This window comes from Bacteroides sp. GM023, assembly GCF_014750685.1.
GTDB lineage: Bacteria > Bacteroidota > Bacteroidia > Bacteroidales > Bacteroidaceae > Bacteroides.
In genome coordinates this window covers 134702-158348 of sequence record NZ_JAAXGE010000009.1, presented here as the reverse complement: position 1 = coordinate 158348, position 23647 = coordinate 134702, and the positions used below count along the sequence as shown (strand labels likewise).

The window sequence follows — 23647 nt, the reverse complement described above, 5'->3', positions numbered from 1 at the left end:
TAAGTATGAAAAAAAATATATTTCAAATAGTAGGATTGCTATTATTGCTTCCTTTATTTTCAGCGTGCAACGACTCTGATGACGTAGCTTCCATATTTACAGGAAAAACATGGAAGCTAAACTATATCACCGTTGACGGACAACATGAAATGTTCAGTTTCTGGGAAAACAAAATAGAAGAAAATAAAAGTATCGAAGAGCTAAATAAAAATGGAACATATAATGTCATATTTGAAGGCGTAGCTGAGGGAGATCTCATCAGTGGAAAAATAAGAGGAACTGTAGTCGCTTCTTATTCTCTTGCAGGAACCTGGAGTGCAAACGGCAAAAACAATGATTTCAACGCCAATATCACAGAAGGAAATGATGGTGGTGACAAACTTGCCAAAAACTTTATAGAAGGACTGAGAAATGCAACATCTTACGAAGGAGACGATAAGAACTTGTATCTTTTATACAAACCCAAAGATAGTAAACAAACTTTCCGCATGGTTTTCCGTGTAGTAAACAAGTAATCAGCAAAACAACATGGACTCAGAAAAAAAACAATTAGAACTTGACAGACGTTATATACGTATGGCTAGCATTTGGGCTGAAAATTCCTATTGCCAACGCCGTAAAGTAGGAGCTTTAATCGTTAAGGATAAAATGATTATCTCCGACGGATATAATGGAACGCCTTCCGGATTCGAGAATGTATGCGAAGATGAAAACAACTTGACAAAGCCATACGTTTTGCATGCGGAAGCAAACGCCATTACTAAAATAGCACGTTCGAACAACAGTAGCGACGGAGCCACGATGTATGTCACAGCTTCACCCTGCATTGAATGTGCAAAGTTAATCATACAGGCAGGAATCAAACGGGTAGTTTACTCCGAGCATTATCGCCTGGAAGATGGAATAGAGTTATTAAAACGGGCAGGAATTGAGGTCATCTACACAGAACCGGATGAAAATTCTGCTTCGAACAAATAATAAGACGAACGTTTTAAAAAAGGAATAGACATGAGTACAAAAAACTCTTCACGTTTCACACCTGTCATCATAGCCGTCAGCGTGGTTCTCGGGATTCTTATCGGCACATTTTATGCCAAGCATTTCGCCGGCAACCGCCTGGGTATCATCAACGGCTCTTCCAACAAGCTGAACGCATTGCTGCGAATTGTAGATGACCAGTATGTAGACACTGTTAACATGACCGATCTTGTAGAAAAAGCGATGCCACAGATTTTGGCTGAACTCGATCCGCATTCAACTTACATCCCGGCTCAGAATCTTGAAGAAGTCAACTCTGAACTGGAAGGCAGCTTTAGCGGAATCGGAATTCAATTCACCATACAGAATGACACCATCCATGTGAATGCAGTCATCCAGGGCGGCCCTTCCGAAAAAGTAGGGCTGATGGCGGGCGACCGTATCGTCACCGTAGACGACAGTCTCTTTGTCGGTAAAAAGGTGACTAACGAACGAGCGATGCGTACCCTTAAAGGACCTAAAGGTTCTCAAGTGAAGCTAGGAGTCAAACGTATGGGAGAAAAAGAACTATTAAACTTCAGCATCACCCGCGGAGACATTCCTCAAAATACGGTTGATGCCGCTTATATGGTAAATGACGACATCGGCTACGTAAAAGTCAGCAAATTCGGCCGTACTACTCATGTAGAACTGCTCAATGCATTGGCTCAACTCAACCATAAGAAATGTAAAGGACTGATTATCGACCTGCGCGGTAATACCGGTGGATATATGGAAGCCGCTATCCGCATGGTAAATGAGTTCCTGCCTGAAGGAAAACTAATTGTATATACTCAAGGCCGTAAATATCCGCGTGCGGAAGAATTTGCCAACGGTACAGGTAGCTGTCAGAAGATGCCGCTCGTTGTATTGATTGACGAAGGTTCTGCCTCTGCCAGTGAAATCTTTACCGGAGCTATCCAGGACAACGACCGGGGTACAGTAGTAGGACGCCGTTCCTTTGGCAAGGGATTGGTTCAACAGCCTATCGACTTCAGCGATGGTTCGGCTATCCGCCTGACGATTGCTCGCTACTACACTCCGTCCGGACGCTGCATCCAACGCCCTTACGAAAGTGGTAAAGACCGTAACTACGAACTCGACTTATACAACCGTTACGAACATGGTGAGTTCTTCTCTCGCGACAGCATCAAGCAAAATGAGAAAGAACGCTATAACACGAGCCTGGGACGTACTGTATATGGCGGCGGCGGTATCATGCCCGATATATTCGTGCCACAAGATACGACAGGAGTCACTTCCTATCTGTCTACAGTTATCAACCGTGGACTGACTATCCAGTTTACATTCCAATATACGGATAATAACCGGAAAAAACTCAGCCAGTACGAAACCGAAGAGGACTTGCTGAACTATCTTCGCCACCAAGGATTGGTAGAACAGTTTGTCCGTTTTGCCGATAGTAAGGGAGTGAAAAGAAGAAATATTCTTATCCAAAAATCCTACAAGCTGCTGGAAAAGAATATCTATGGCAACATCATCTACAATATGCTAGGGTTGGAAGCCTATCTCCAATACTTCAATAGAACAGATGCCACTGTCAATAAAGGTATCGAGATACTCGAAAATGGAGAAGCCTTCCCGAAAGCTCCGGTAGCAGTAGAAGAGGAAGAAGTGACAAAGGACAAAAAAGATGGAAAGAAAAAAAGAACTGCGCAAGTATATAGCATCACTGAAGACCCGTCACGAGGATTCAGATATGCGGAAGTTGCAATCAGCTAAAGTACTTGCCGCCCTCGAAGCCCATCCGGCTTTCAGGGCGGCAAATACTATATTGCTCTATCATTCGCTGAAAGACGAAGTAGACACGCACGCGTTTATCCGGAAATGGAGTAATGAAAAACGGATTCTACTTCCGGTAGTTGTAGGCGATGAATTGGAATTACGCATATATAGTGGTCCGGAAGACATGGCAACCGGCAGTTATGGAATAGAAGAACCTACCGGAGAAATATTCACAGACTATGCGGCTATAGAATTTATTGCCGTTCCCGGAGTTGCTTTTGATGCCAAAGGTAACCGGTTGGGACGGGGAAAGGGGTATTATGACCGCCTTCTGCCACGTATTCCGTCAGCCTATAAAGCAGGCATCTGTTTTCCGTTTCAATTAGTAGAAGAAGTTCCTGCGGATTCATATGATGTACGCATGGACATAATCATAACAAGCAATGAGGACGAATTATCACACCCATACCACCCGCTGCCATCATGCGACAGGGAGTGACGAAGAATTTGTTTTAAGCGCCATCAAAGGCGGCTACCAGGAATTAGGTTTCTCTGACCATACTCCGTGGAAATACAATACCAATTATGTATCCGACATCCGCATGACTCCCGAAGAACTGCCGGAGTATGTAGAAAGTCTGCGTTCGCTGCGGGAAAAGTACAAAGAACAAATCAGTATAAAAATAGGGCTGGAATGTGAATATTTCCCGGATTACCTGTACTGGCTGAAAGGAATCATCAAGGAATATCAATTGGATTATATCATCTTCGGAAATCACCATTTCCATACAGATGAGAAATTCCCCTACTTCGGTCGGCACACAGATACAGTAGATATGCTTGAGCTTTATGAAGAGAGCGCCATTGAAGGAATGGAAAGCGGATTATTCGCTTACCTGGCACACCCGGATTTATTCATGCGTTCCTATCCCCGATTCGACCGTCACTGCAAATTAGTCAGCAGACATATCTGCCGGACAGCGGCACGGTTAAACCTGCCGTTGGAGTATAACCTCGGCTACGAAGACTACAATGAGGAGCACGGAATTATAACCATCCCTCACCCCGACTTTTGGGAAATAGCTGCTCACGAAGGTTGTACTGCCATTATCGGAGTGGATGCACATAATAATCAGTATTTGGAAACACCATTCTATTATGACCGTGCAGGCGAAACACTCAAGAAGTTGGGAATAAAGGTAACAGACACGATACCTTTTCTCACCGAAAAATGATATTTGTAATCACCGTAGCCCCTACTTTCTCATTCAGTGCACGTACCAACATTTCGCGTCCCATCATCAATTCCTGACGAAGAGCTGCGGAAGTGAGGTGCACATACAAAGTTTGGTTACGAATATAAAGATTGTTGGTATAAGCCGCCGCAGGCCCCAGGATTTTGGGCCAGGCATCCAGCAATCTTTGTTCGTTCAGCGGAGATTCCAAACTCTCCTGACGAAGAAACTGCTGAATCAGTTTTCCTATTTGTTCTGCATCGTTACGTTTCATTATTCAGCTTCCATTTCGTGAATCACTCCTGCTTCTACACGGAAAATTTTAAAATCACTGCCTACCTTATGCAAGATGCGATCCAAATGTTCCCGGTTCGTATCCGTTATAAATATCTGCCCGAAGTTATCTCCTGCAACCAATTTAACGATCTGTTCCACACGCGAAGCGTCCAGTTTATCGAAAATATCATCCAACAACAATAAAGGAACAGTCCTTCCGGTACGTTTCAGAAAGTCAAACTGTGCCAATTTCAATGCCACCAAATACGTTTTATTCTGTCCCTGCGACCCTTCCTTCTTTATCGGAAACTCGCCCAGCATCATATTCAACTCATCCTTATGAATCCCCCGCAGGGAGAATCCCATAATCTTGTCCCGTTCCCTGCTTTGCTTCAGTACTTCCATCAAGGAAGCATCCCGTGCATGAGACTCATAAGACAATCCGACCTGTTCCTTATCCTGTGAAATGAAAGAATAGAAAGACTGGAAGATAGGAATAAACTCCTTGATAAACGCTTCACGCTTTCTGAATACAACTTCACCGGCCTGCGCCATCATTTCTTCCCATACCAAAAACAATTCCTCTTCGACTGGGAACTCACTCTTCAGCAAGGTATTACGCTGTGTCAATGCTTTGTTATAGCGTATCAGCGCATCCAAATACTCCTTATCATACTGGGAAATCACGACATCCATAAACCGGCGCCGTTCATCACTTCCCCCGGCTATCAATTCAGAGTCGGCAGGCGACACCATGACCAAAGGCAAAAAACCAATGTGGTCGGAAAAGCGGCTATACTCCTTCTTGTTACGCTTAAACTGCTTCTTCGAGCGACGCTTCATCCCGCAATAAATCTCCTCGGGAGTTCCATCCTCAGCTTCATAAAAACCCTGGATAACAAAGAAGTCCTGTTCGTGACGAATATTCTGTGAATCAATCGGATTGCCGGAACTTTTGCAAAAAGACAAGAAATACACTGCATCCAGCAGATTCGTCTTTCCCATTCCATTCTGCCCGAAAAAACAATTCAGTTTAGCGGAGAATCCCAGCTCCACTTCTTCCAAATTCTTATAGTTTAATATGGATATTCGTTTCAGTATCATTGTGTACGCGTTAATTTGTTCACAAAAGTAGCAAGATTTTCGTGGTTTTCGGGTGTAAAACAAAAAAAGATGGCTCTAAATTTCATTTGTAGATATAAAAAAACTACTTTTGCGAGTCGAAATATCAAACCGTGAATAATAACAAAAAGAATCATATAAAATGGCAGAACAAAAGAATCAGAACGAACATCTGAACGTAGAAGATGCACTGACACAATCGGAAGCATTTCTTATCAAGTACAAAAACGCAATCATCGGCGGTGTTGTTGCTGTGATTATTATTGTAGCAGGTTTTATCATGTACAAAAACCTCTATGCTGAACCACGTGAAGAAAAAGCACAAGCAGCTCTTTTCAAAGGACAGGAATACTTTGAACAGGATGCTTTTGAACAAGCACTGAACGGTGACAGCATTGGTTTTGCAGGTTTCCTGAAAGTAGCAGATGACTACAGCGGAACAAAAGCCGCTAATTTAGCGAAAGCTTATGCAGGTATTTGCTATGCACAACTCGGCAAATACGAAGAAGCAGTGAAGATGCTGGATAGCTTCAACGGAAAAGACCAGATGGTTGCTCCCGCAATTTTGGGTGCTGCCGGTAACTGCTATGCACAACTCGGCCAACTGGATAAAGCAGCTTCTACTTTGCTCTCGGCAGCAGACAAAGCTGACAACAACACATTGAGCCCGATCTTCCTGGTACAAGCCGGAGAAATCCTGGTGAAACAAGGTAAATTTGATGATGCAGTGAACGCTTATACAAAGATCAAGGACAAATACTTCCAATCTTACCAAGCTATGGACATCGACAAATATATCGAGCAGGCTAAGTTGATGAAGAAATAATATACCTTATTATATATAAGATATCAGGCACGGATTACACAGATTGACACGGATTAAAACAGTTATCAACTACAACCGTGAAATCCGTGTAATCCGTGCCTTTTTTCTCAATCCTTTCTAAAACTTTCATTTTTTAATTTTTAATTCTCAATCCTCAATTTATTATGGCAACAGCTTATCATAATTTATCCGAATATGATTTCAACTCCGTTCCGAACGCTGAAGACATGAAATTCGGTATCGTCGTATCCGAATGGAATTTCAATATTACAGGTGCTTTGCTGAAAGGCGCAGTCGAAACATTGAAAAAACATGGAGCTAAAGAAGAAAATATTTTGGTGAAAACTGTACCGGGAAGTTTCGAACTTACTTTCGGCGCCAACCAAATGATGGAAAATTGCGATATCGATGCAATTATTGCAATTGGTTGCGTAATTAAGGGAGATACTCCACATTTTGATTATGTTTGTATGGGAGCCACCCAAGGAATTACCGAATTAAACGCAACTGGCGATATACCAGTTATTTACGGATTAATTACCACTAATACCATGGAGCAAGCAGAGGATCGCGCCGGTGGCAAGCTAGGTAACAAAGGAGACGAATGTGCAATTTCCGCAATAAAAATGATTGATTTTGTTTGGAGTTTAAATAAATAGTTGTATCTTTGCACCGCGATTGAGAAACAAACTATCTCAAAAGCAAAAAAGGGCAAATACCAGAGTGGCCAAATGGGGCAGACTGTAAATCTGCTGTCTTTCGACTTCGGTGGTTCGAATCCATCTTTGCCCACAAAAATTGCGGAAGTAGCTCAGTTGATAGAGCATTAGCCTTCCAAGCTGAGGGTCGCGGGTTTGAGCCCCGTCTTCCGCTCTCCAAAGAGAATCTGAGAAATTAGGTTCTCTTTTTTTGTTTTACTTTAGACCGCTATGATTATGAAAGATTCTCTGACACAAACTCACGTACTCCGGTTAGCGCTTCCCCCTATCCCAACCGTTCATATCGGAATCATAGGATTGGGCAACCGGGGATTGCTCACCCTGCAACGCTATCTCCAAATAGAAGGTGTGGAGATCAAGGCTCTCTGTGAAATCAGGGAAGGCAACCTTCACAAAGCCCAGCAGCTATTAAAAGAGGCAGACCGCCCCGAAGCTATCGGATATACCGGAACGGACGGCTGGAAAAATATGTGCGAATCGGACGAATTGGATTTGGTCTTCATTTGTACCGACTGGCTGATGCACACACCAATGGCTACCTTTGCGATGGAATGTAAGAAACACGTAGCCATTGAAGTTCCGGCAGCCATGAGCGTGGATGAATGTTGGCAACTGGTGGACACAGCGGAAAGAACCCGCCGCCACTGCATCATGTTAGAGAACTGCTGTTACGATCCTTTCGCATTGACTACGCTCAATATGGCTCGCCGGGGAATACTCGGAGAAATCATGCACGTAGAAGGAGCTTACATTCACGACCTTCGTTCGATGTATTTTGCCGAGGAAAGTGAAGGTGGCTATCACAATCATTGGGGGAAAAAGTATAGCATCGAACATACCGGCAATCCCTACCCCACTCATGGCCTGGGCCCTGCCTGTCAGATTCTCAATATTCATCGCAGTGACAGAATGGAATATCTTGTTTCTATGTCTACCCATCAGGCAGGAATGAGTGAGTATGCCCGTCGGCTATTTGGCGAGTATTCACCGGAAGCCTGTCAAAAGTATCAATTGGGAGATGTCAATACAACGCTTATCCATACGGTCAAGGGAAAAACAATCATGCTCCAGTACGACGTGTCTACGCCACGCCCTTACAGCCGTTTGCAAACCGTATGCGGCACACTGGGATTCGCACAGAAATATCCGGTTCCTTGCATTGCGTTGGAACCCAATGGCGATACACCGCTTTCTGGAGAAAGACTGGAGAAAACACTGGCGCGCTACAAACACCCTTTCAGCGCAACTATCGGCGAGGAAGCGCACCGTAAAGGGTTACCCAACGAAATGAACTATGTGATGGATTACCGCCTTATCTATTGCCTACGCAACGGGCTTCCACTGGATATGGACGTATATGACGCAGCCGAATGGTCGTGCATTACAGAACTAAGCGAGAAATCGGTATTAAACAAAAGCATGGCAATAGAAATACCGGACTTTACTCGGAGAGCGTGGAAAATAAAATAAATAAGAGGAGATTCTTTTTCAGAAACTTTAGAGACAGGTAAATATGACGTTCCACGGCTTTTTCACCAATACCGCAACGGGCAGCAATCTCCCGATAAGTCATATTTTCCTCTCTGCTCATCAAGAATATTTCGCGTTGCCGCTTGGGTAATACAGCAATTAGCTGGTCGATATATTCTTTTAAGTCTTCCGCCACCATCTGGTCTTCCTGATTATACGATTCTTCGCTCTCTATTGAACGCAGTACCGTCATTTTGAACATATCCTCACGAACCTTGCTTCGAACTTTATTAAAAATGATATTCCGGGTAATAATAAACAGGAAGCCTTCCACTCTTTTATTATTATCCAATAAATGGCGAGCTTCCCAAAATTTCACAAAAACATCTTGGACAATCTCAGAAATTGTATCAGAAGAGGTCACATAAAGCTTGGTAAAATTATAGACTTTCTGCCAATAATAATCATACAACGTAGCAAAGGCAATATTATTGCCATTTTTCATTTGATTAATCAGCTCTTTTTCCTCCATATTGTTCAAAACTTATGATAGACAAAAGTAATATATTTAAAATAAAATATACTATGACGAGCCAATTAATTTCAAAACCCCATTTTATCTTTTTTATTTATATCATTGTGAACACATCATAAGAAAAATACCATAAATCAACGCAGTATGTTGTAATAACCTAATACAAACAGGCAAAACAACCCTGCGTTAACCTATGGTACAATTTGCACATATATATTTAATTCACCATCGGCACTTCCGTCCGTTTTCCCGTCACTGATACAGCATAAAGTTTATGCCCGTCCTTCCAATCACCGGAAAGTGTAAATACATCGGTAGCAGAAGGCGTTGTCTCACCACTAGAGATAAAGATAAGTTCACCGGACTGGTTCTCCACTTCATAGGCTGCCACATTCTGCCAGTTTCTGATTGTAATGGTATTGCCATTCCGGGTCGCATTTTCCTCAGGCACTACCTGAGGGCGATTCCGATACAACTCCCATGTATTATCCGAAATGTATTCCAAAGCTACATCCTGCAATTTTTCATATCCCAAATTCTCCACTTTCTCCTTTAACCTACTAATCATTTCCTTAGTTATCTTCAGTGTTTTTGTTTCATAATCTTCAATCGACCTATCCACAGGAGTCAGGAATCCCCACTTTTCAAAAAAATCAAGTAAGTTCATCCGGGCCGCTACACAACAGTTGTACACAAAATCAAGCTGTATCTCTCCTTCACTCATGCCGCCATAGTTCTTCGCACGGGCATATTCGTAAACTTCGGGATAGAAGCCTCCATAATCCGGCTGTTGGAGCGGCGTCCGTCCAAGCACTTTACCAAAGTAAAGTTCCAGTTGCCAAAAAGGAACCAATTTACAAAAGACATCATCCGAATCATCTATATTTGTAAAATTAGCATGAGAAGCCTTCGGAACAATAATACCGTTCCATGCCTTCGAATATCTGTTGCGGTATACCGCTCCCATATCTTCGGTCTGTATCCGTGAAGGCTGCCCGAAAACAGTAGTCTGTATATATTCGGACATGATATTGTTAGTCACCTCAGTCAATCCTATCCACTTGACTCCCGGACGTGTCTGATTGCAATGCCCTATTTCATGGGCAGGTCCCCAACAACCCGTGGTTTTCAGCACATCCGGGTCACAAACATCTCCCATTGTAGTCTGATTATAAGCAGTATGATAAGCAGTTGCATACATAAAAGACTGGTACATGACATTCAAATATATCCTATTTTTGAACATCTTGTCATATTTTTCCAATCCGAGAAGTTGCATCTCACTATGGGCAATCTTATCATAAAGGTCGATCAATTCATCACCATTGGTGGCAGCATACTTTCTGAAGTCATTGGTTTCAAAAGTCAGATGCGCATATTTGCCTACCACATCGAAATATTTATCCGTAGCCTTACCCAACAATTCATTCCAACGCCCTCGGTGCTCCTCATTCTGCGAATCAAAATAGCCATTCACTGTGCCCGAAGCAAAATGAATCTTAACAGGTTGTGCAGTTTCTGCTTCTTCCAGACTTTTAGTATGATACATTACATATATCAATCCTTTTCCTGTCATCGTCAGTTTATTAATACCTCGATACAATGGATAGGTAATTCCTCCGAAACCATCACTTCCCGGTGCGTCCAAATTCTGTACCTTCATTCCTATACTCTGTCCGTATGTATCACCCACCATCACTACCAATGTTTCACCTGCTCCTACCGAAATACCTGTCGGATTGTCAAGAAGGCTATACGGGTTTGTCTTGTGAGTTTCCGACTGAATATCCGGATGCGGAAACGCCTTGTAATCTGCCACACGGAAGTTCCTGTCATACTTGCCTTTGAACATATAGTAAGCCAGATTCTTGAAGAAAGGATAGTTACAGTTTTCTATGTCTGCTTCTGTGACTCCCGCTTTCAAGTTGCTGCATGTCTCGTCTTCAAAAAGAGTAGAATAATCAAATGCATTCAGATTTTTGGCATAAAACTCCATCTCAGCACAAGAAGCAAATCCCTGACCATCTCCCGCCCCACTCTTCACGATAAAACGAAAAGAAATGGCACGAACCGTATTATCAAAAGTTACCCTGGTGGCTGTTGCAGAGCCTTCAAAATCCTTATCAAGCAACTTCGTAAATGTACTCCCATCTTCCGAGTACTGAATTTCCACCTCTTTGAAATGGCCATTATATCCTGTAGAACGAGGATGATAAATCAGATAATCCACATCAGACGCTTCCTCAAAATTATAAGTCAGCGTAATAGGAAAATAATTCGCTCCGCCATTTGACCAGTTCGAATGATACAGGGTTTTATAATCACCATCAAAGGATTTCTCAATACCATCCTCACCTTGGTGGGAAGAATCAGTTCCACTCACAACTTTTACTTTAAAGTCTCCTTCAATATCCTCTCCTGCTCCCCCATTGTATTCATTCAGTCCATGCTGTGAAACCAGCACCGAAGCAGAAACCGGTACATTTTCTTCCGAGGCACCTTCCGGCAAAACTTCAGTAAAGACTATGGCGCCTTCCCGCTTTTCATCCAATGTGCTGCTTTTCACCACATAAGTATGAGTTGACGTTACCATTTCGGGTGCACGGGATTTAGCTTTCTCTGAAATCCAATCAGGGAAGCCGGCACTCACTTCTACATTCGTAGTAACATTAAAAGTTATCTCTTTACCAATAACCTCTACTTCAAAAACATTCTTATCAATCAAGATAGCAGCTTCATACCCTAACTGACGAACCTTAATCGTCCGCATTTGCCCTTCTGCCGTAATTGTTACAAGTGCTTCACGTACCAACCGTTCTTCACTTTCATCTACAGAAATCTTCAAAATCTTCCCCGAAACGGAAAGAGTACACCAACTTTTATCCGCCTTTGCTTCCCAAGTTGAAGCATTTGTTGAAACCGTTATATTTTGTGTTCCGGCTTCACTGTTAAAATCCACAATCTCCTTATTTACGGATAAATCGACCACCAATACTTCCTCATCGCTTGAGCAAGAAAAAGCCACAACCCAATGTACAAGCACAAGGAGAACCAACAAGCATTTTTTTATATAATAATTTACCATCTATAATACGTATTATGTAATACTTTCATCGAATAACCAAAGCATCAAATAAAAAGGCGGAAATCCAAAATAATTCTTGAAAAGAAGCATTTATAATTTCCGCCTGATTTGCCCATAAGACAAAGCTTATCCTATTATCTGAATATCTACAGTATCCTGTAAACCTTATTATTCAGCCTCCGGATCAACAACACTTGCATTAACCTCAAATAATTTGAATTCCGCCATACTGAAAAAGACAGAACCCGTATTTGTATGGTTTACCGAATAGCGTATATAACGATAGGGCTTGGAATTATCCCCCAAAACAGGAGACATATATGGAGTTGTACTCATCAACATTCCATTCTTAGCCTTTGTAAGATTCTCAATCAATTCAAAATTGACTCCGTCATTACTACCCATAATATCCACATCATCAGGAATGTTGTTTCCATTACGTGCCACCGACTCATACTTAAAGTAAGTTATTTCTTTTTTTGTATCTATCTGGAACCAGTGAGGAGACGGAGGAACTGTCCCGCTCCAGGCCGTATGAAAATAAGAACCGGTATTCCCGTCAATAAGATTTGCTATAGGGCCTTCTGAAGCTTCCTGGGCATTCGTTGACAACTGGTCCACCGTCAATACTATTTGTTTGGACTCTCCGAAAACCACTTGTACCGGAGCCGGTTCCGAAACAGCCTGGATTGTCTGGACATTTCCCGCATCACCCGTTTCACTATAAGACTGGACCTTAAATTCATATTCTCCGAACTTTTTACGCGTATCCGGAATCAACACACTATCCGCATAAACACTGGCCAGCCTTACCACATCCTGTTCCAACAAATAATCATAATAAGATACTTTAATATATCTGATCGTATTATCATCAGGCGTAACCCAACGAAGCACAATATAACCGGGCTTGTCTTGAGTATCGGCACTTAAATCAATCACATCAGAAGGAACAACAGACTTTGTATCTTCGTCACTGCAACCAGCAAACCCTGCCAAGAGTAGAGTGACAACCAATAAAAAAATATTTTTCTTCATAACAGTCATGCTAAAATTTAATTAATAATTAGGATTCTGCACCATATTAGGATTCTTACTCACTTCTTCAGCCGGGATCGGCAACAAATATTGGCGCGGAGTATCAAAATTGCGAACGTCAGGAAGAGTTTTCACAGTAGCAAAACCATTAATATCAGTGGCATCAATATTCATACCCCTTACCGGCACATTAAAATACTTGTTCCCCAGTTTCCAACGACGAATATCCCAGAAGTTCTGCTGTTCCAGATAAAGTTCTATCATTCTTTCCTGTCTTACAATCTCTGTCAATTTGCCGTTCAAACCACCATTTCCCGTATAACTCACCATAGGATTCTTCGCATTCTTCCAAGCATCCTTAACAGAAAGAAGTCCGGCACGCTGACGCACTCTATCCAGTTTCTCCATCCCCTTTTCAAGATAACCTTCTTTATCATAGGCGATACATGCTTCCGCATAGCTCAGATACAATTCTGCCAAACGAATGACCGGCCACGGATAATCCTTGGAAGGTTCTTTCTGCGATTTGGAAGCAGCCACTCCCGGATGAACACCTTTTTTATTCAAGTATCCGGTTTTTGAGTAGTTATTATTTCTGCCCTGCTTGCCGCAATTTCCCTGTTCTGTAAAATCCGTCAACCATTTCTTACCTTCCGCACGCTCGGCTTTCGCTATATAGGCATTCTCCTTAGACTCTGCCTGACATTCATAATAACCATTCTGAAATGCAATCCAGGCATAAAAACGAGGTTCGCGGTCAATATTCATCTTCAATGTTTGTCCTTCACCATAAGCAGCATCATCGGGGAATGGAACTACCGAGAACCGGTTCTGATAATCAAACTCAGGATCTTCGTCAATCGGAAGACCGTTTTTCGTATAAAAGCGCTCCACCATAGTCAAAGTCGGCGCAACACCATTCCAGGAACCATCACTCAAATAAGGCAAGGATTTAGCCTGCAAACCATATGCACCCGCCTTACGCGTCTCGGCAAACAACACCTCTTTTGAATTGTCCTTATCCATAAATGTAAAACGCATCGTACGCTGTGTCAAATCCTGAGGTTCGGGATAGCCGCTCAAGTCCCCTTCTTTCATCTCATATAAACTATATCCGTTAGACTCAGCCAGATTAATAGCCTCAAGTGCGGCATCTGCTGCCTTTTTCCACTTATTTTCGTCATAAGAAAGAGGCATCAACGGACTACCGTCCGTGCCGACAAAGTCATTGTAATATTCCGTATTACCATTAAACAAGGGAGAAGCCGCATAAAGCAACAATCTGGCTTTAAGAGCTTTGGCAGCCACACTGGTTACAAGCCCATACTCCGACCCCGTCCGTGTTGCCGGCAGTCTTCCGGCAGCACTGTCAAACATATCACAAGTCCACTGCACACATTCGTCATAAGAGGTACGTCCCAATAAATTATCTTTTGGAGTATCCAGAACCGGCAGTTCCTTCACTAATACGACAGGACCATAGCATTTAATCAACAGCATATGAAAATAAGCGATCAGGAAATCAGCCTGAGCCACATAACTGTCTATAGTTGCCTGATCAATGCGGGGAACTGAGTTTATATTCTGCTTTAACAAATAACATTGGCGAATACCCAGAAACAAATCATTCCAATAACTGATGATCAAGTTTCCCGAAGTATAAACACCTTCGGCAAATTTTACGTACGATTCCTGAGTAAAAGGACTTATAATTTCATCTCCACTGAAATCCAGGCAATTCTGCACCTTATTAATCTGCGGTATATATCCATAACATGAATACAGGAATCTTTCTGCTGCTTTAGGACTGGAAAAAGCATCTTTATCACTGGCTTTCTCTGCCGGTACCACATCCAGAAAATCACAGGACACCATCACAGTTCCCGCAAACAATGCTAAAAACAGATATTTTATTATATTTTTCATACTATGTAAATTTAATTGTTGAATGTCATTTGGAAACCTACATTAAAGACACGTTGTGTAGGATATTTCAATCCGCTTCCGCCTCCCTGTTCCGGATCCCATAAATCAAACTTAGAGAATGTCAACAAGTTGGAACCGCTGACATAGAAGCGCATTCTTTTAAATGTATATCCAATCTCCATATTTTTCAGTTTCAAGAACGAACCGTCACGCATCCAATAATCAGATGTACGACCGGAGTTACCGGGATTCGTATTATTCAAACTGGTTTTACGGGTCAAACGCGGATATTTCGCATCTACATTCTGATTCGTCGGCGACCATCTGTCATCTGCCACAAATTGCAGCACATTACGCAACGAGTTATCACCGAAAGGATGGAATCCACTCATAAACAAAGAAGTTTTCGCTACTCCCTGAAAGAAGAAAGAGAAGTCCCAGTTTTTATATTTGAACGAAGGACCGAAACCATATACGATTTCAGGAACCGTAGGATTTCCAATCCATGTCCAGTCGTCCACGTCCACTATATCATCTCCATAGCCATGCATATTCGATACATTGAGGTATTTGATATCACCTGCTCCCAGTGTAGAACCCATCTGTTGATTGTAGCGGTCTATTTCGGCCTCATCTAAAAATAACCCGTTCGACAAATATCCCTGGTTGACATTGGCGCTCTGGCCGACTTTCGACTGGAAGGCATATTTAGGAGCTTCATCATATTTGGTAATCTCATTGTGGGCGTATGTAAACGTTCCCTTAAAGTTCATATAGAAATCCTTGCTGAATGCCTTGTTATAATCAATAGAGAAGTCGAGTCCCTGATTTTTCATCTCGGCAAGATTGCCAAATACATCGGTTGTTCCGGTTCCCAGATACGTAGGAATAGTCCCTTTTTTCTGGAATATATCTCTACGAGTCTCACGGAAAACATCGACAACAATGTTCAGGCTGTTCAATAATTGCAAGTCAATACCAAGGTTGATCTTTTCTCCCACTTCCCAAGTAATATTAGTATTTTCATAACGGGTATAAACCGGTCCGCTCAATCCATAGTTCTGGTCAATACCGGTAGTAAATCCCATACCGGACAGATTAATCGTAGGCATATAAATAAACCTTTCACCACCAATCTGGTCATTACCGACCAATCCCCATGAACCGCGTAATTTCATACTGGTGACAACCTTACGCAGAGGTTCAAAGAAACTTTCTTCACTGATATTATATCCCAGCGCTATGGAAGGGAAGAATCCCCAGCGATGTCCCTTCGCAAAATTCTCCGAACCATTATAACCCATATTGACTTCCGCCATATATTTTCCGTCGTATGCATACGAAAGGCGGCCGGCAAGACCTTGTTTACGTTTGGGCAGCGAGCTGATAAGCCTTTGGCTACCTGTATCGCCACTCGGCACATTATTGACAAGTTCGTCTTGATTATAAAGCAACATGGCATTGATATCATGCTTGCCGAATGTGCGGTTATAATCAACCATTGCTTCCAGATAAATCCGGCGATCTCCCGCCGTAGCAATAGTATTGTTCAAGTCGGTAGACACTTCATTACCCACTCTATTGGTGGTGTAACTATACGAACCGTCTTCATTCTGTTCATATGCCCCTAACAAATATTTGTTCCATTCGGCACTATATTTATTAACTGATTTCGACCAGTTTTTGAACGTTCCCAATGCCTTAAACCGAAGTCCCTTGGTCAGAAAGTCCAATTTCTGTTCAAACTCAAGAGCAGCGATAACCGTACTTTCAAACGTATCATTATACCCCGTAGTCAACTGGGCAACCGGATTACCCTGATAAGCTGTAATCAAACGGTCAGTAGTACCCCATTTCACATGATTGGTTGTTCCATCCGGTTCATAGAAAACGGGCGCTTCAACCGGACTTGAGTTCATAGCATCCGCAAAAATATCATCAATACCGCGATTGGGCTCACGCAAATCACGAAGTTGTACGTTCAATCTCACTGACAACTTGGATGTCTTGCTGAGGTATGCATTAATATTGTTCTGGAAAGCATAACGCATCACATCAATATTATTGTTATAAGAGAAAAAGTCTTTAGAACGATTCTTCAGCATACCCGATTCGTGATTGACCGAGATACTTGAGAAGTAATCAATCTTCTTTCCTCCACCACGAATGTTAAAGTTCACTTTCTCATTGAAAGCTACATTATTAAACATCTCATCATACCAGTTCACATCCGGGAAAACATACGGATTCAGTTTCATACGCGTACCGTTAATCTTATCCTGGCTATACAAAACGTCCGGACTGCCATCATTCTTTACAGCTTCATTGAACAGTTCCATATACGTAGCTCCGTCTACGAACTTAGGAGTCTTGGTAGGTTGGCTGATTTGTCCCTCTACACGGAAGTTTATGATCGGCTTGTCCAGATTCTGGCCGGATTTGGTCGTTACAATCATAACACCGTTGGCACCACGTGTTCCGTACATTGCTGTTGCCGTAGCATCCTTCAAAATGGAGAATCCGTCAATCACTTCCGGATCCAATGCGTTCAAATCGGCCGAAGATACCTGCACACCGTCAATGATAATCAGAGGCGATGTAGCCTCGCTCAAGGTTGATATACCACGAATCCAAAAATCAGAACCATCTGCGCCGGGACGACCGGAACGTTGAACAGCTACCACACCGGACAAACGTCCTGCAAACGAATTGGAGAGATTCGTCGAAGGAACTTTCAATTCAGCCGGACGGATAGCTTGTACCGAACCTACCATACTTGCTTTCTTTTGTCCTGTTCCATAAGCTGTCACTACCACCTCATCAAGCGCCTGTGCGTCTTCTGACAAATCAATGGCAAGTACTTTCCGATTGCCTACCTTCACTTCTTTAGCGGTATATCCTACATAAGATATTCTCAAAACATCCTTCGGACTTGCCTGAAGGACAAACTTACCATCCATATCCGTGATGACTCCCGTTGCACTTCCCACAATAGCAACACTTGCACCAATGATAGACTCCCCTGTGCGTGCATCGGTCACGACACCCACAATTTCCGTCTTCTTGACCTGTTGGGTAGATTCTGCCTTACTCACTTTTAGAACTACATCATTGCCTTGAATTAAATAGCTGATTCCGGTGTTAGAAAAAACTTCATTCAACACCTTATCAATTGTACCCGAACAATTAATGTTTTTCAATCGAATGTTTTTTAAATCGGCAGCATTATAGAAGAAAACATAATTACTGCTTTTTTCTATAAGCATAATAGCCTCTTTAATTGTAATAGACTGCCCTTTAACCGTAATATGACCTTGAGCGCCAAGGACTGTCAACGGATAAAAAAGCAAAACCAGCACGATATATCTGATATATCGCACACCACAGTGTAAACTGAGTAATTTTCCCATGCTTTTAATAATTTGATTAGACATATGGTTAATAAAAATAAATTAGTATAGAATTATCCGGCCGTCGGCTTTCCGGACATTAAGATTCAGGCTAAAACAAATCTTGTTCAGCACATTGTCCAAAGGTTCATTATAATGGATACTACCGCTAAATGAAGACTCATCCTTGTGTACTCCCTGTAGGAGAATATCAGTATGATACATTTGGCCCACGGTTTGAATTAACTGGGTCAATGGGACATCCTTAAAGTTATATCTTCCGTCCTCCCAGCTGATATTGGCAATATCACTTATCTGTGACTGTGAATCAACCGGATTGTAAGTGAGCTTCTGCAAGGGACGCATCACCGTCTTCTGCCTGATAGATGGAATATTAAATTCAATCTTACCTTCAAATAAAGTGACCTCACTACAGTGTGCGTCCTCTTGCTTCACCAAAAAACAAGTTCCTTTCACCTCTATAAATGCATCGTTAATATATACTTGAAATGTACTTCCCTGATGTTTATGCACCTCAAATAAGGAATTGCCTTCCAGCCATACTTTCCGATCTTGATTGAATGCTTTCGCATACCGGATTGAGCTACCCGGCTGCATCCACACTTTAGTACTATCGGGCAACACGTATAATTGATTATTTTCTGCGATTATCTTGACGTATTTTTCTACTCCTATCTTATCATTCCCGGATAAAAATAGCAAACCGCCTATCACTAAGAGGATTGCAACGGCAGCAGCCAATGAATGCCATAGTTCTATATGAACTATATTGTTCCTAAAGGGAAAGGAATGATAATCAAAGGCTATTCATTTAAAAGCTATCTATTTTCAAAAAAAAGACATATTCATTGTAGGGATAAGCCAAGTTGCGGTGTATTTATATATGTAGCACTAATTATCGCAGAACGAAATTGAAATGGAAACAAATATAGATAAAAGAAAAAGATTGATAAGGGCACTGCTAGCAGAACACTTATTGCCGGAGGAAAAACAAAATCTACTAAAGAGAAACTCGGTAGAAAAGGAGATGAAAAAGCAATGGAAACAATTTGAAAATGACCCAGTTAATTCAAGAATAAAAAAACGAATATGGAGAAATATTCAGCGTAGTTGTGAAGGCAGATCCAAAACTTTAGTTCATATAGAACTACGGTAGCTTTCTGCCACATTCCACGGTTTATTTCCATTCGTTATGCAATAATCCTCTTCTAATAGAGGATAAATACTAAAAAATCTTTTTTTTAAAGGAAAAGCGTAGGGTTACAAGCAAACAAACAGTATTTATATTAAATTTATCGCATAATAATGTACAAAACATGAAAACACTTTTATCATTCAAAGCTTGCTTACTTCTTGTACTCTTACTTTGTACCGCCAGTATTTCAGCAAGTAAAGTTATTTCAGTCACCGAGTTTGGTTTAAAACCAAATAGTCGTATCAATGCCGTACCATTCGTACAAAAGGCCATTAAAGTCTGCAAAGAACACCCGGGCTCCACGCTTGTCTTTCCCAAAGGGAGATATGATTTCTGGGCACAACATGCCGTTGAAAAGGAATATCACGAGACAAACACATATGATGTAAATCCCAAAATACTTGCTGTGCTGCTAGACGAAGTGAATAACCTGACCATTGACGGCAATGGCTCGGAATTCATTATGCACGGGCGAATGCAACCATTCACTTTGGATCATTGCCAAAACATTACACTGAAGAATTTTACCGTAGACTGGGACATCCCCTTGACAGCACAAGGCACTGTAACTGAATCAACCTCCGACTTTATGGAAATCGAAATCGACGCTTGTCAATATCCGTACATCATCGAAAACAAACGACTGACTTTTGTTGGTGAAGGATGGAAAAGCAGCGTATGGTCTATCATGCAATTCGATCCCAAAACTCACTTCGTTCTGCCCAACACAGGAGATAATTTAGGTTGGCGCGGCTATGACGCAGTAGAAGTAAGTCCCGGACGCGTTCGCCTGTCCGATCCTAAAGGAGAAGCAAACAAGTTCTATCCTGCAGTGGGTACCATCCTCGTGTTAAGACATAGCACTCGTGACCATGCCGGTATCTTCATTTTCCATAGCACAGATACCAAAATGGAAAACCTGAAATTATTCCATACGTGCGGATTAGGTATTTTATCACAGTACAGCAAGAATATATCTTTCAATGACGTTCATATTATCCCGAACGCTTCTAAAGGTCGTGTGCTAAGCGGACACGACGATGGCTTTCATTTTATGGGATGCAGTGGTTTACTCAAAATTGAAAATTGCAGTTGGGCTGGACTAATGGATGACCCTATCAACATTCACGGAACTTGTTCACGTATCATGGAAGTTATTTCCCCTACCCGCATCAAGTGTAAATTCATGCAAGACATGAGCGAAGGTATGGAATGGGGACGCCCGAATGAAACTATCGGATTTATAGAACACAATACAATGCGTACGGTAGCCACCGGCAAAATGAATAAGTTCGAAGCATTAAACAAAGCTGAATTTATTATAGAACTATCCGCTCCACTTCCTGCAGGAGTAGAAGCCGGACACGTAATAGAAAACCTGACTTGTACGCCGGATGCTGAAATACGCAACTGCCACTTCGGAAGTTGTCGTGCACGTGGTTTGCTTGTATCCACTCCGGGCAAAGTTGTAATAGAGGATAATGTTTTCGAATCCAGTGGTTCCGCCATCCTGATTGCCGGAGATGCCAACGCCTGGTATGAATCGGGCGCAGTAAAGGATGTATTAATACGTAACAATGATTTTCGCTATCCGTGCAACTCTTCACTTTATCAATTCTGCGAAGCAGTAATCAGCATTGATCCGGAAATACCGACACCCGAGCAAAAGTATCCATATCATCGTAACATACGCATTGTAGACAATACATTCCATCTTTTCGATTATCCGATTCTTTTCGCCCGCTCTGTTGACGGACTCACGTTCTCTAACAATACATTGATACGTGACAACACCTATCAGCCATATCATTATCGCAAAGAAGGAATAACACTTGAAGCCTGCAAATCGGTGGTTATCTCAAACAATAAAATCGAAGGCGATGTATTGGGACGTACTGTCAAGTTTGAAAAGATGAAGTCATCGGATATAAAAATCAGTAAGAATCCATTCTTTCAAAAAGTCAAATAGATAATTCTTACGGCATAAGAAGGTATAAGATGAATCACTTATACATCTAAAATTCAAAACATTAGAGTTTCCTTCAATTTCCATACAAGGAAACTCTAGTTTCCCGCAATGGATACTGTCGTTTCCATACGAGGACACGCGCGTTCCCCAGTATGGAAACTGGCGTTTCTCTACGAGGAAACGAAACTGCCTTATATTTAACAAAACGATAAGTTTATGGTATTCCTCGGACAAATAGCATGAATAAAGGGAGATTATCCTTAATGAATTTCAAAGCCAAAGTTATTTGTCGTTCTATTGCTTTTTCAGTAACGGCACAACGTTCCGCAATCTCCTTATTAGATAAATGTTCTTCACGGCTCATTCTGAAAATTTGTTGTCTTTTCAAAGGAAGTTGCGCAATCAAACTATCAATATAATTTTTCAGATCAGCAGCATCCAATTCTTCTTCCATATCATAAGAACTTTCAAGACCTTTCAGTACAGTCATTTTAAAGTTTAATTCATTAAAATACCTGCGAGAATAATTGAATATTATATTCCGGGTTATCATAAAAAGAAAGCCATCGAAATTCTTTTCGATATCAAGCTGTTCTTTGGATTCCCATACTTTAACAAAAACATCCTGGACTACTTCTGAAACTTCAGAGGAAGAAATAATATAAAGCCGTGTAAAATCATAGACTTTTAACCAATAACGTTCATAGAGCAATGAGAACGCTACTGTATCACCAACTTTTACTTTCTCCAAAACAGATTTCTCTTCCATTTGTATTAAATTATGTCACAAATGTAAGGAAACAACGACAAAGTACAACATTTATTAAGAATTTTATTCCATGGTAGCAGCATTTTTTTTTCTTCTCAACATACCATTTCTCAATTAAATTAGTCCTTTTTTCTACTAAGTTCTACAAGAACTTTGCTACTTTTTTTATGATCACATTTTGCTTTTACTTTCTCCCATATTTGTTCTTTTATCCTCACATCCACATTTCTGTTTCCGCATTCACTCCACTGGTCTTTTATCTCTTTGTCCACAGCAGGTAGGTCAGCAAAGTCCTTTCGCCGACTCTTAGTCAATCTGTCAGACAGCAAACTTTTAATCAACTGCTTTCTTTTATCTTTATTCATTCCTTTCGACCTTGTTCGTTTTTATTTTTAAGGGCTTCATATTATAAATACACACAACACAGCCCTAACCCCACATCCATCATAAAAAAAATAGTAAAAAAACATTCATAGTACCATTAAGTATCTGATTATATTCACATTACATCATTAAAAAAAATCAAGAATATAAAGGAATAAATTCGAATTCACATTAGTACTTGTAGAACTTATGTGGTATTCCATTGCGGCCTCATTCGTTCTTTTAGTAACTATTGGAAGCCTATGGATAAGCTCTGAAGAAGATATTATAAAAGAGGAATATATTAGAATTGTAGCTCAGGAAAGTAAAATGCATATTTTACCAGATAGTACAAAAGTATGGATGGATCCGGGAAGTTCCATTCAATATGCAAAAACATTCAACAAGAACAGAAAAGTGTGGTTGAAAGGTAACTCCTTGTTTGAAGTACAGAAACATGCAGGAAGCATTTTTCAAGTATATATCGACAAAGCACTTATCGAAGTAAAAGGCACGTGTTTCCTCGTTAAACAGAACAAAACGAAACAAAACGAAATCACCTTATTTAATGGGAAAATAGAATTCATCGCAGAAGCATCAGGAGAGAAAATAGCCCTGCTGCCCTCACAACAGCTAGTTTATAACACAGATAACACAAAAATACAAATCAATAATATAACGACCATTAATTGGGAAAATGGAAGATACACCTTTAATAACATTCCACTAGAGGAATTAATTCAGATCGTCAATCAAAAATATAACAGCAACATAATTTTAAACACATCTAAAAAAGGAACTGCATTTAGTGGCAGCATACGATACGACGAAAGCATTGACGACATATTATACAAAATTTGTTTCAGTCTGAATCTGACAAAAGAAAATAAAAATGAACAAATAATTATTCACTAATAAAATCTTTTTATAAACCTATGTTTAACCA

Annotated in this window: 21 protein-coding genes and 2 tRNA genes; 13 read left to right on the top strand and 10 right to left on the bottom strand. The window is 41.2% G+C overall.

The features are described from left to right. Positions 1-5 precede the first annotated feature (5 nt). Genes HC965_RS18845 through HC965_RS18825 form a run of 5 tightly spaced genes read left to right on the top strand, consistent with a single transcriptional unit; the run spans position 6 to position 3998 of the window. On the top strand, positions 6-515 hold the full coding sequence (locus tag HC965_RS18845) for a DUF4847 family protein (RefSeq protein WP_191032895.1): 510 nt from the start codon (positions 6-8) through the stop codon (positions 513-515). 13 nt (positions 516-528) lie between these two features. Beyond that, complete coding sequence (locus tag HC965_RS18840) at positions 529-978, top strand: dCMP deaminase family protein (protein ID WP_191032894.1); 450 nt, start codon at positions 529-531, stop codon at positions 976-978. Between the two features lie 30 nt (positions 979-1008). Continuing rightward, positions 1009-2760, top strand: a complete 1752-nt coding sequence (locus HC965_RS18835; protein WP_191032893.1) for a S41 family peptidase — start codon at positions 1009-1011, stop codon at positions 2758-2760. Next, positions 2738-3262 carry a 5-formyltetrahydrofolate cyclo-ligase gene (locus tag HC965_RS18830; RefSeq protein WP_255508787.1) on the top strand — a complete coding sequence of 175 codons (525 nt, stop codon included), beginning with the start codon at positions 2738-2740 and terminating at the stop codon, positions 3260-3262. The genes HC965_RS18835 and HC965_RS18830 overlap by 23 nt, the downstream gene beginning before the upstream one ends. Further along, a complete protein-coding gene (locus HC965_RS18825; protein WP_191032891.1) occupies positions 3207-3998 on the top strand; it encodes a histidinol-phosphatase in 792 nt (263 codons plus the stop codon). The genes HC965_RS18830 and HC965_RS18825 overlap by 56 nt, the downstream gene beginning before the upstream one ends. Here the strand turns inward: HC965_RS18825 and HC965_RS18820 are convergent. Together HC965_RS18820 and HC965_RS18815 are read right to left on the bottom strand one after the other, a co-directional pair. Further along, on the bottom strand, positions 3985-4272 hold the full coding sequence (locus tag HC965_RS18820; RefSeq protein ID WP_167962765.1) for a DUF721 domain-containing protein: 288 nt from the start codon (positions 4270-4272) through the stop codon (positions 3985-3987). The two genes, HC965_RS18825 and HC965_RS18820, sit on opposite strands and share 14 nt — an antisense overlap. Further along, positions 4272-5378 (bottom strand): DNA replication/repair protein RecF, encoded by a 1107-nt coding sequence (locus HC965_RS18815; protein WP_167962763.1) that lies wholly within the window; start codon positions 5376-5378, stop codon positions 4272-4274. The genes HC965_RS18820 and HC965_RS18815 overlap by 1 nt, the downstream gene beginning before the upstream one ends. Positions 5379-5538: 160 nt before the next feature. Between HC965_RS18815 and HC965_RS18810 the strand changes: the two genes are divergently transcribed. The 5 genes from HC965_RS18810 to HC965_RS18790 all read left to right on the top strand — a co-directional run bounded on the left by HC965_RS18810 (position 5539) and on the right by HC965_RS18790 (position 8411). Beyond that, entirely contained in the window at positions 5539-6222 is a 684-nt protein-coding gene (locus HC965_RS18810) for a tetratricopeptide repeat protein (RefSeq protein ID WP_191032890.1), read from the top strand. A 164-nt stretch (positions 6223-6386) separates the two neighbouring features. Further along, complete coding sequence (gene ribH / locus HC965_RS18805; RefSeq protein WP_167962760.1) at positions 6387-6881, top strand: 6,7-dimethyl-8-ribityllumazine synthase; 495 nt, start codon at positions 6387-6389, stop codon at positions 6879-6881. Between the two features lie 50 nt (positions 6882-6931). After that, positions 6932-7014 (top strand) — tRNA-Tyr (locus HC965_RS18800). 8 nt (positions 7015-7022) lie between these two features. Continuing rightward, positions 7023-7095, top strand: a tRNA-Gly gene (locus HC965_RS18795). A gap of 62 nt (positions 7096-7157) precedes the next feature. Further along, a complete protein-coding gene (locus HC965_RS18790) occupies positions 7158-8411 on the top strand; it encodes a Gfo/Idh/MocA family protein (RefSeq protein WP_191032889.1) in 1254 nt (417 codons plus the stop codon). On the opposite strand, the gene HC965_RS18785 is transcribed toward HC965_RS18790, so the two are convergent. The 6 genes from HC965_RS18785 to HC965_RS18760 all read right to left on the bottom strand — a co-directional run bounded on the left by HC965_RS18785 (position 8383) and on the right by HC965_RS18760 (position 19080). Next, entirely contained in the window at positions 8383-8943 is a 561-nt protein-coding gene (locus HC965_RS18785) for an RNA polymerase sigma-70 factor (protein WP_191032888.1), read from the bottom strand. The genes HC965_RS18790 and HC965_RS18785 overlap by 29 nt on opposite strands. Positions 8944-9163: 220 nt before the next feature. Then, entirely contained in the window at positions 9164-12031 is a 2868-nt protein-coding gene (locus tag HC965_RS18780; protein WP_223854945.1) for a M60 family metallopeptidase, read from the bottom strand. A 168-nt stretch (positions 12032-12199) separates the two neighbouring features. Next, the gene (locus HC965_RS18775) at positions 12200-13069 is read right to left on the bottom strand and encodes a discoidin domain-containing protein (protein ID WP_223854944.1); all 870 of its coding nucleotides are present in this window, start codon (positions 13067-13069) and stop codon (positions 12200-12202) included. Between the two features lie 21 nt (positions 13070-13090). Beyond that, the gene (locus HC965_RS18770; protein ID WP_191032886.1) at positions 13091-14995 is read right to left on the bottom strand and encodes a RagB/SusD family nutrient uptake outer membrane protein; all 1905 of its coding nucleotides are present in this window, start codon (positions 14993-14995) and stop codon (positions 13091-13093) included. Between the two features lie 11 nt (positions 14996-15006). Continuing rightward, the gene (locus HC965_RS18765; protein WP_191032885.1) at positions 15007-18405 is read right to left on the bottom strand and encodes a TonB-dependent receptor; all 3399 of its coding nucleotides are present in this window, start codon (positions 18403-18405) and stop codon (positions 15007-15009) included. A gap of 42 nt (positions 18406-18447) precedes the next feature. Then, entirely contained in the window at positions 18448-19080 is a 633-nt protein-coding gene (locus HC965_RS18760; RefSeq protein WP_191033160.1) for a FecR family protein, read from the bottom strand. Between the two features lie 241 nt (positions 19081-19321). On the opposite strand from HC965_RS18760, the gene HC965_RS18755 reads away from it, so the two are divergent. Next, positions 19322-19561, top strand: coding sequence for a hypothetical protein (locus HC965_RS18755; protein ID WP_191032884.1), 240 nt, complete (start codon positions 19322-19324; stop codon positions 19559-19561). Positions 19562-19721: 160 nt separating this feature from the next. Then, positions 19722-21569 carry a right-handed parallel beta-helix repeat-containing protein gene (locus HC965_RS18750; RefSeq protein ID WP_191032883.1) on the top strand — a complete coding sequence of 616 codons (1848 nt, stop codon included), beginning with the start codon at positions 19722-19724 and terminating at the stop codon, positions 21567-21569. Positions 21570-21783: 214 nt separating this feature from the next. Here the strand turns inward: HC965_RS18750 and HC965_RS18745 are convergent, their stop codons facing one another. Continuing rightward, entirely contained in the window at positions 21784-22338 is a 555-nt protein-coding gene (locus tag HC965_RS18745) for an RNA polymerase sigma-70 factor (protein ID WP_191032882.1), read from the bottom strand. A gap of 119 nt (positions 22339-22457) precedes the next feature. Next, positions 22458-22703, bottom strand: a complete 246-nt coding sequence (locus HC965_RS18740; protein WP_191032881.1) for a hypothetical protein — start codon at positions 22701-22703, stop codon at positions 22458-22460. A gap of 208 nt (positions 22704-22911) precedes the next feature. Here HC965_RS18740 and HC965_RS18735 point away from each other — a divergent pair, with 208 nt between their 5' ends. Then, positions 22912-23616, top strand: coding sequence for a FecR family protein (locus tag HC965_RS18735; protein ID WP_191032880.1), 705 nt, complete (start codon positions 22912-22914; stop codon positions 23614-23616). The last annotated feature ends 31 nt before the right edge of the window (positions 23617-23647 follow it).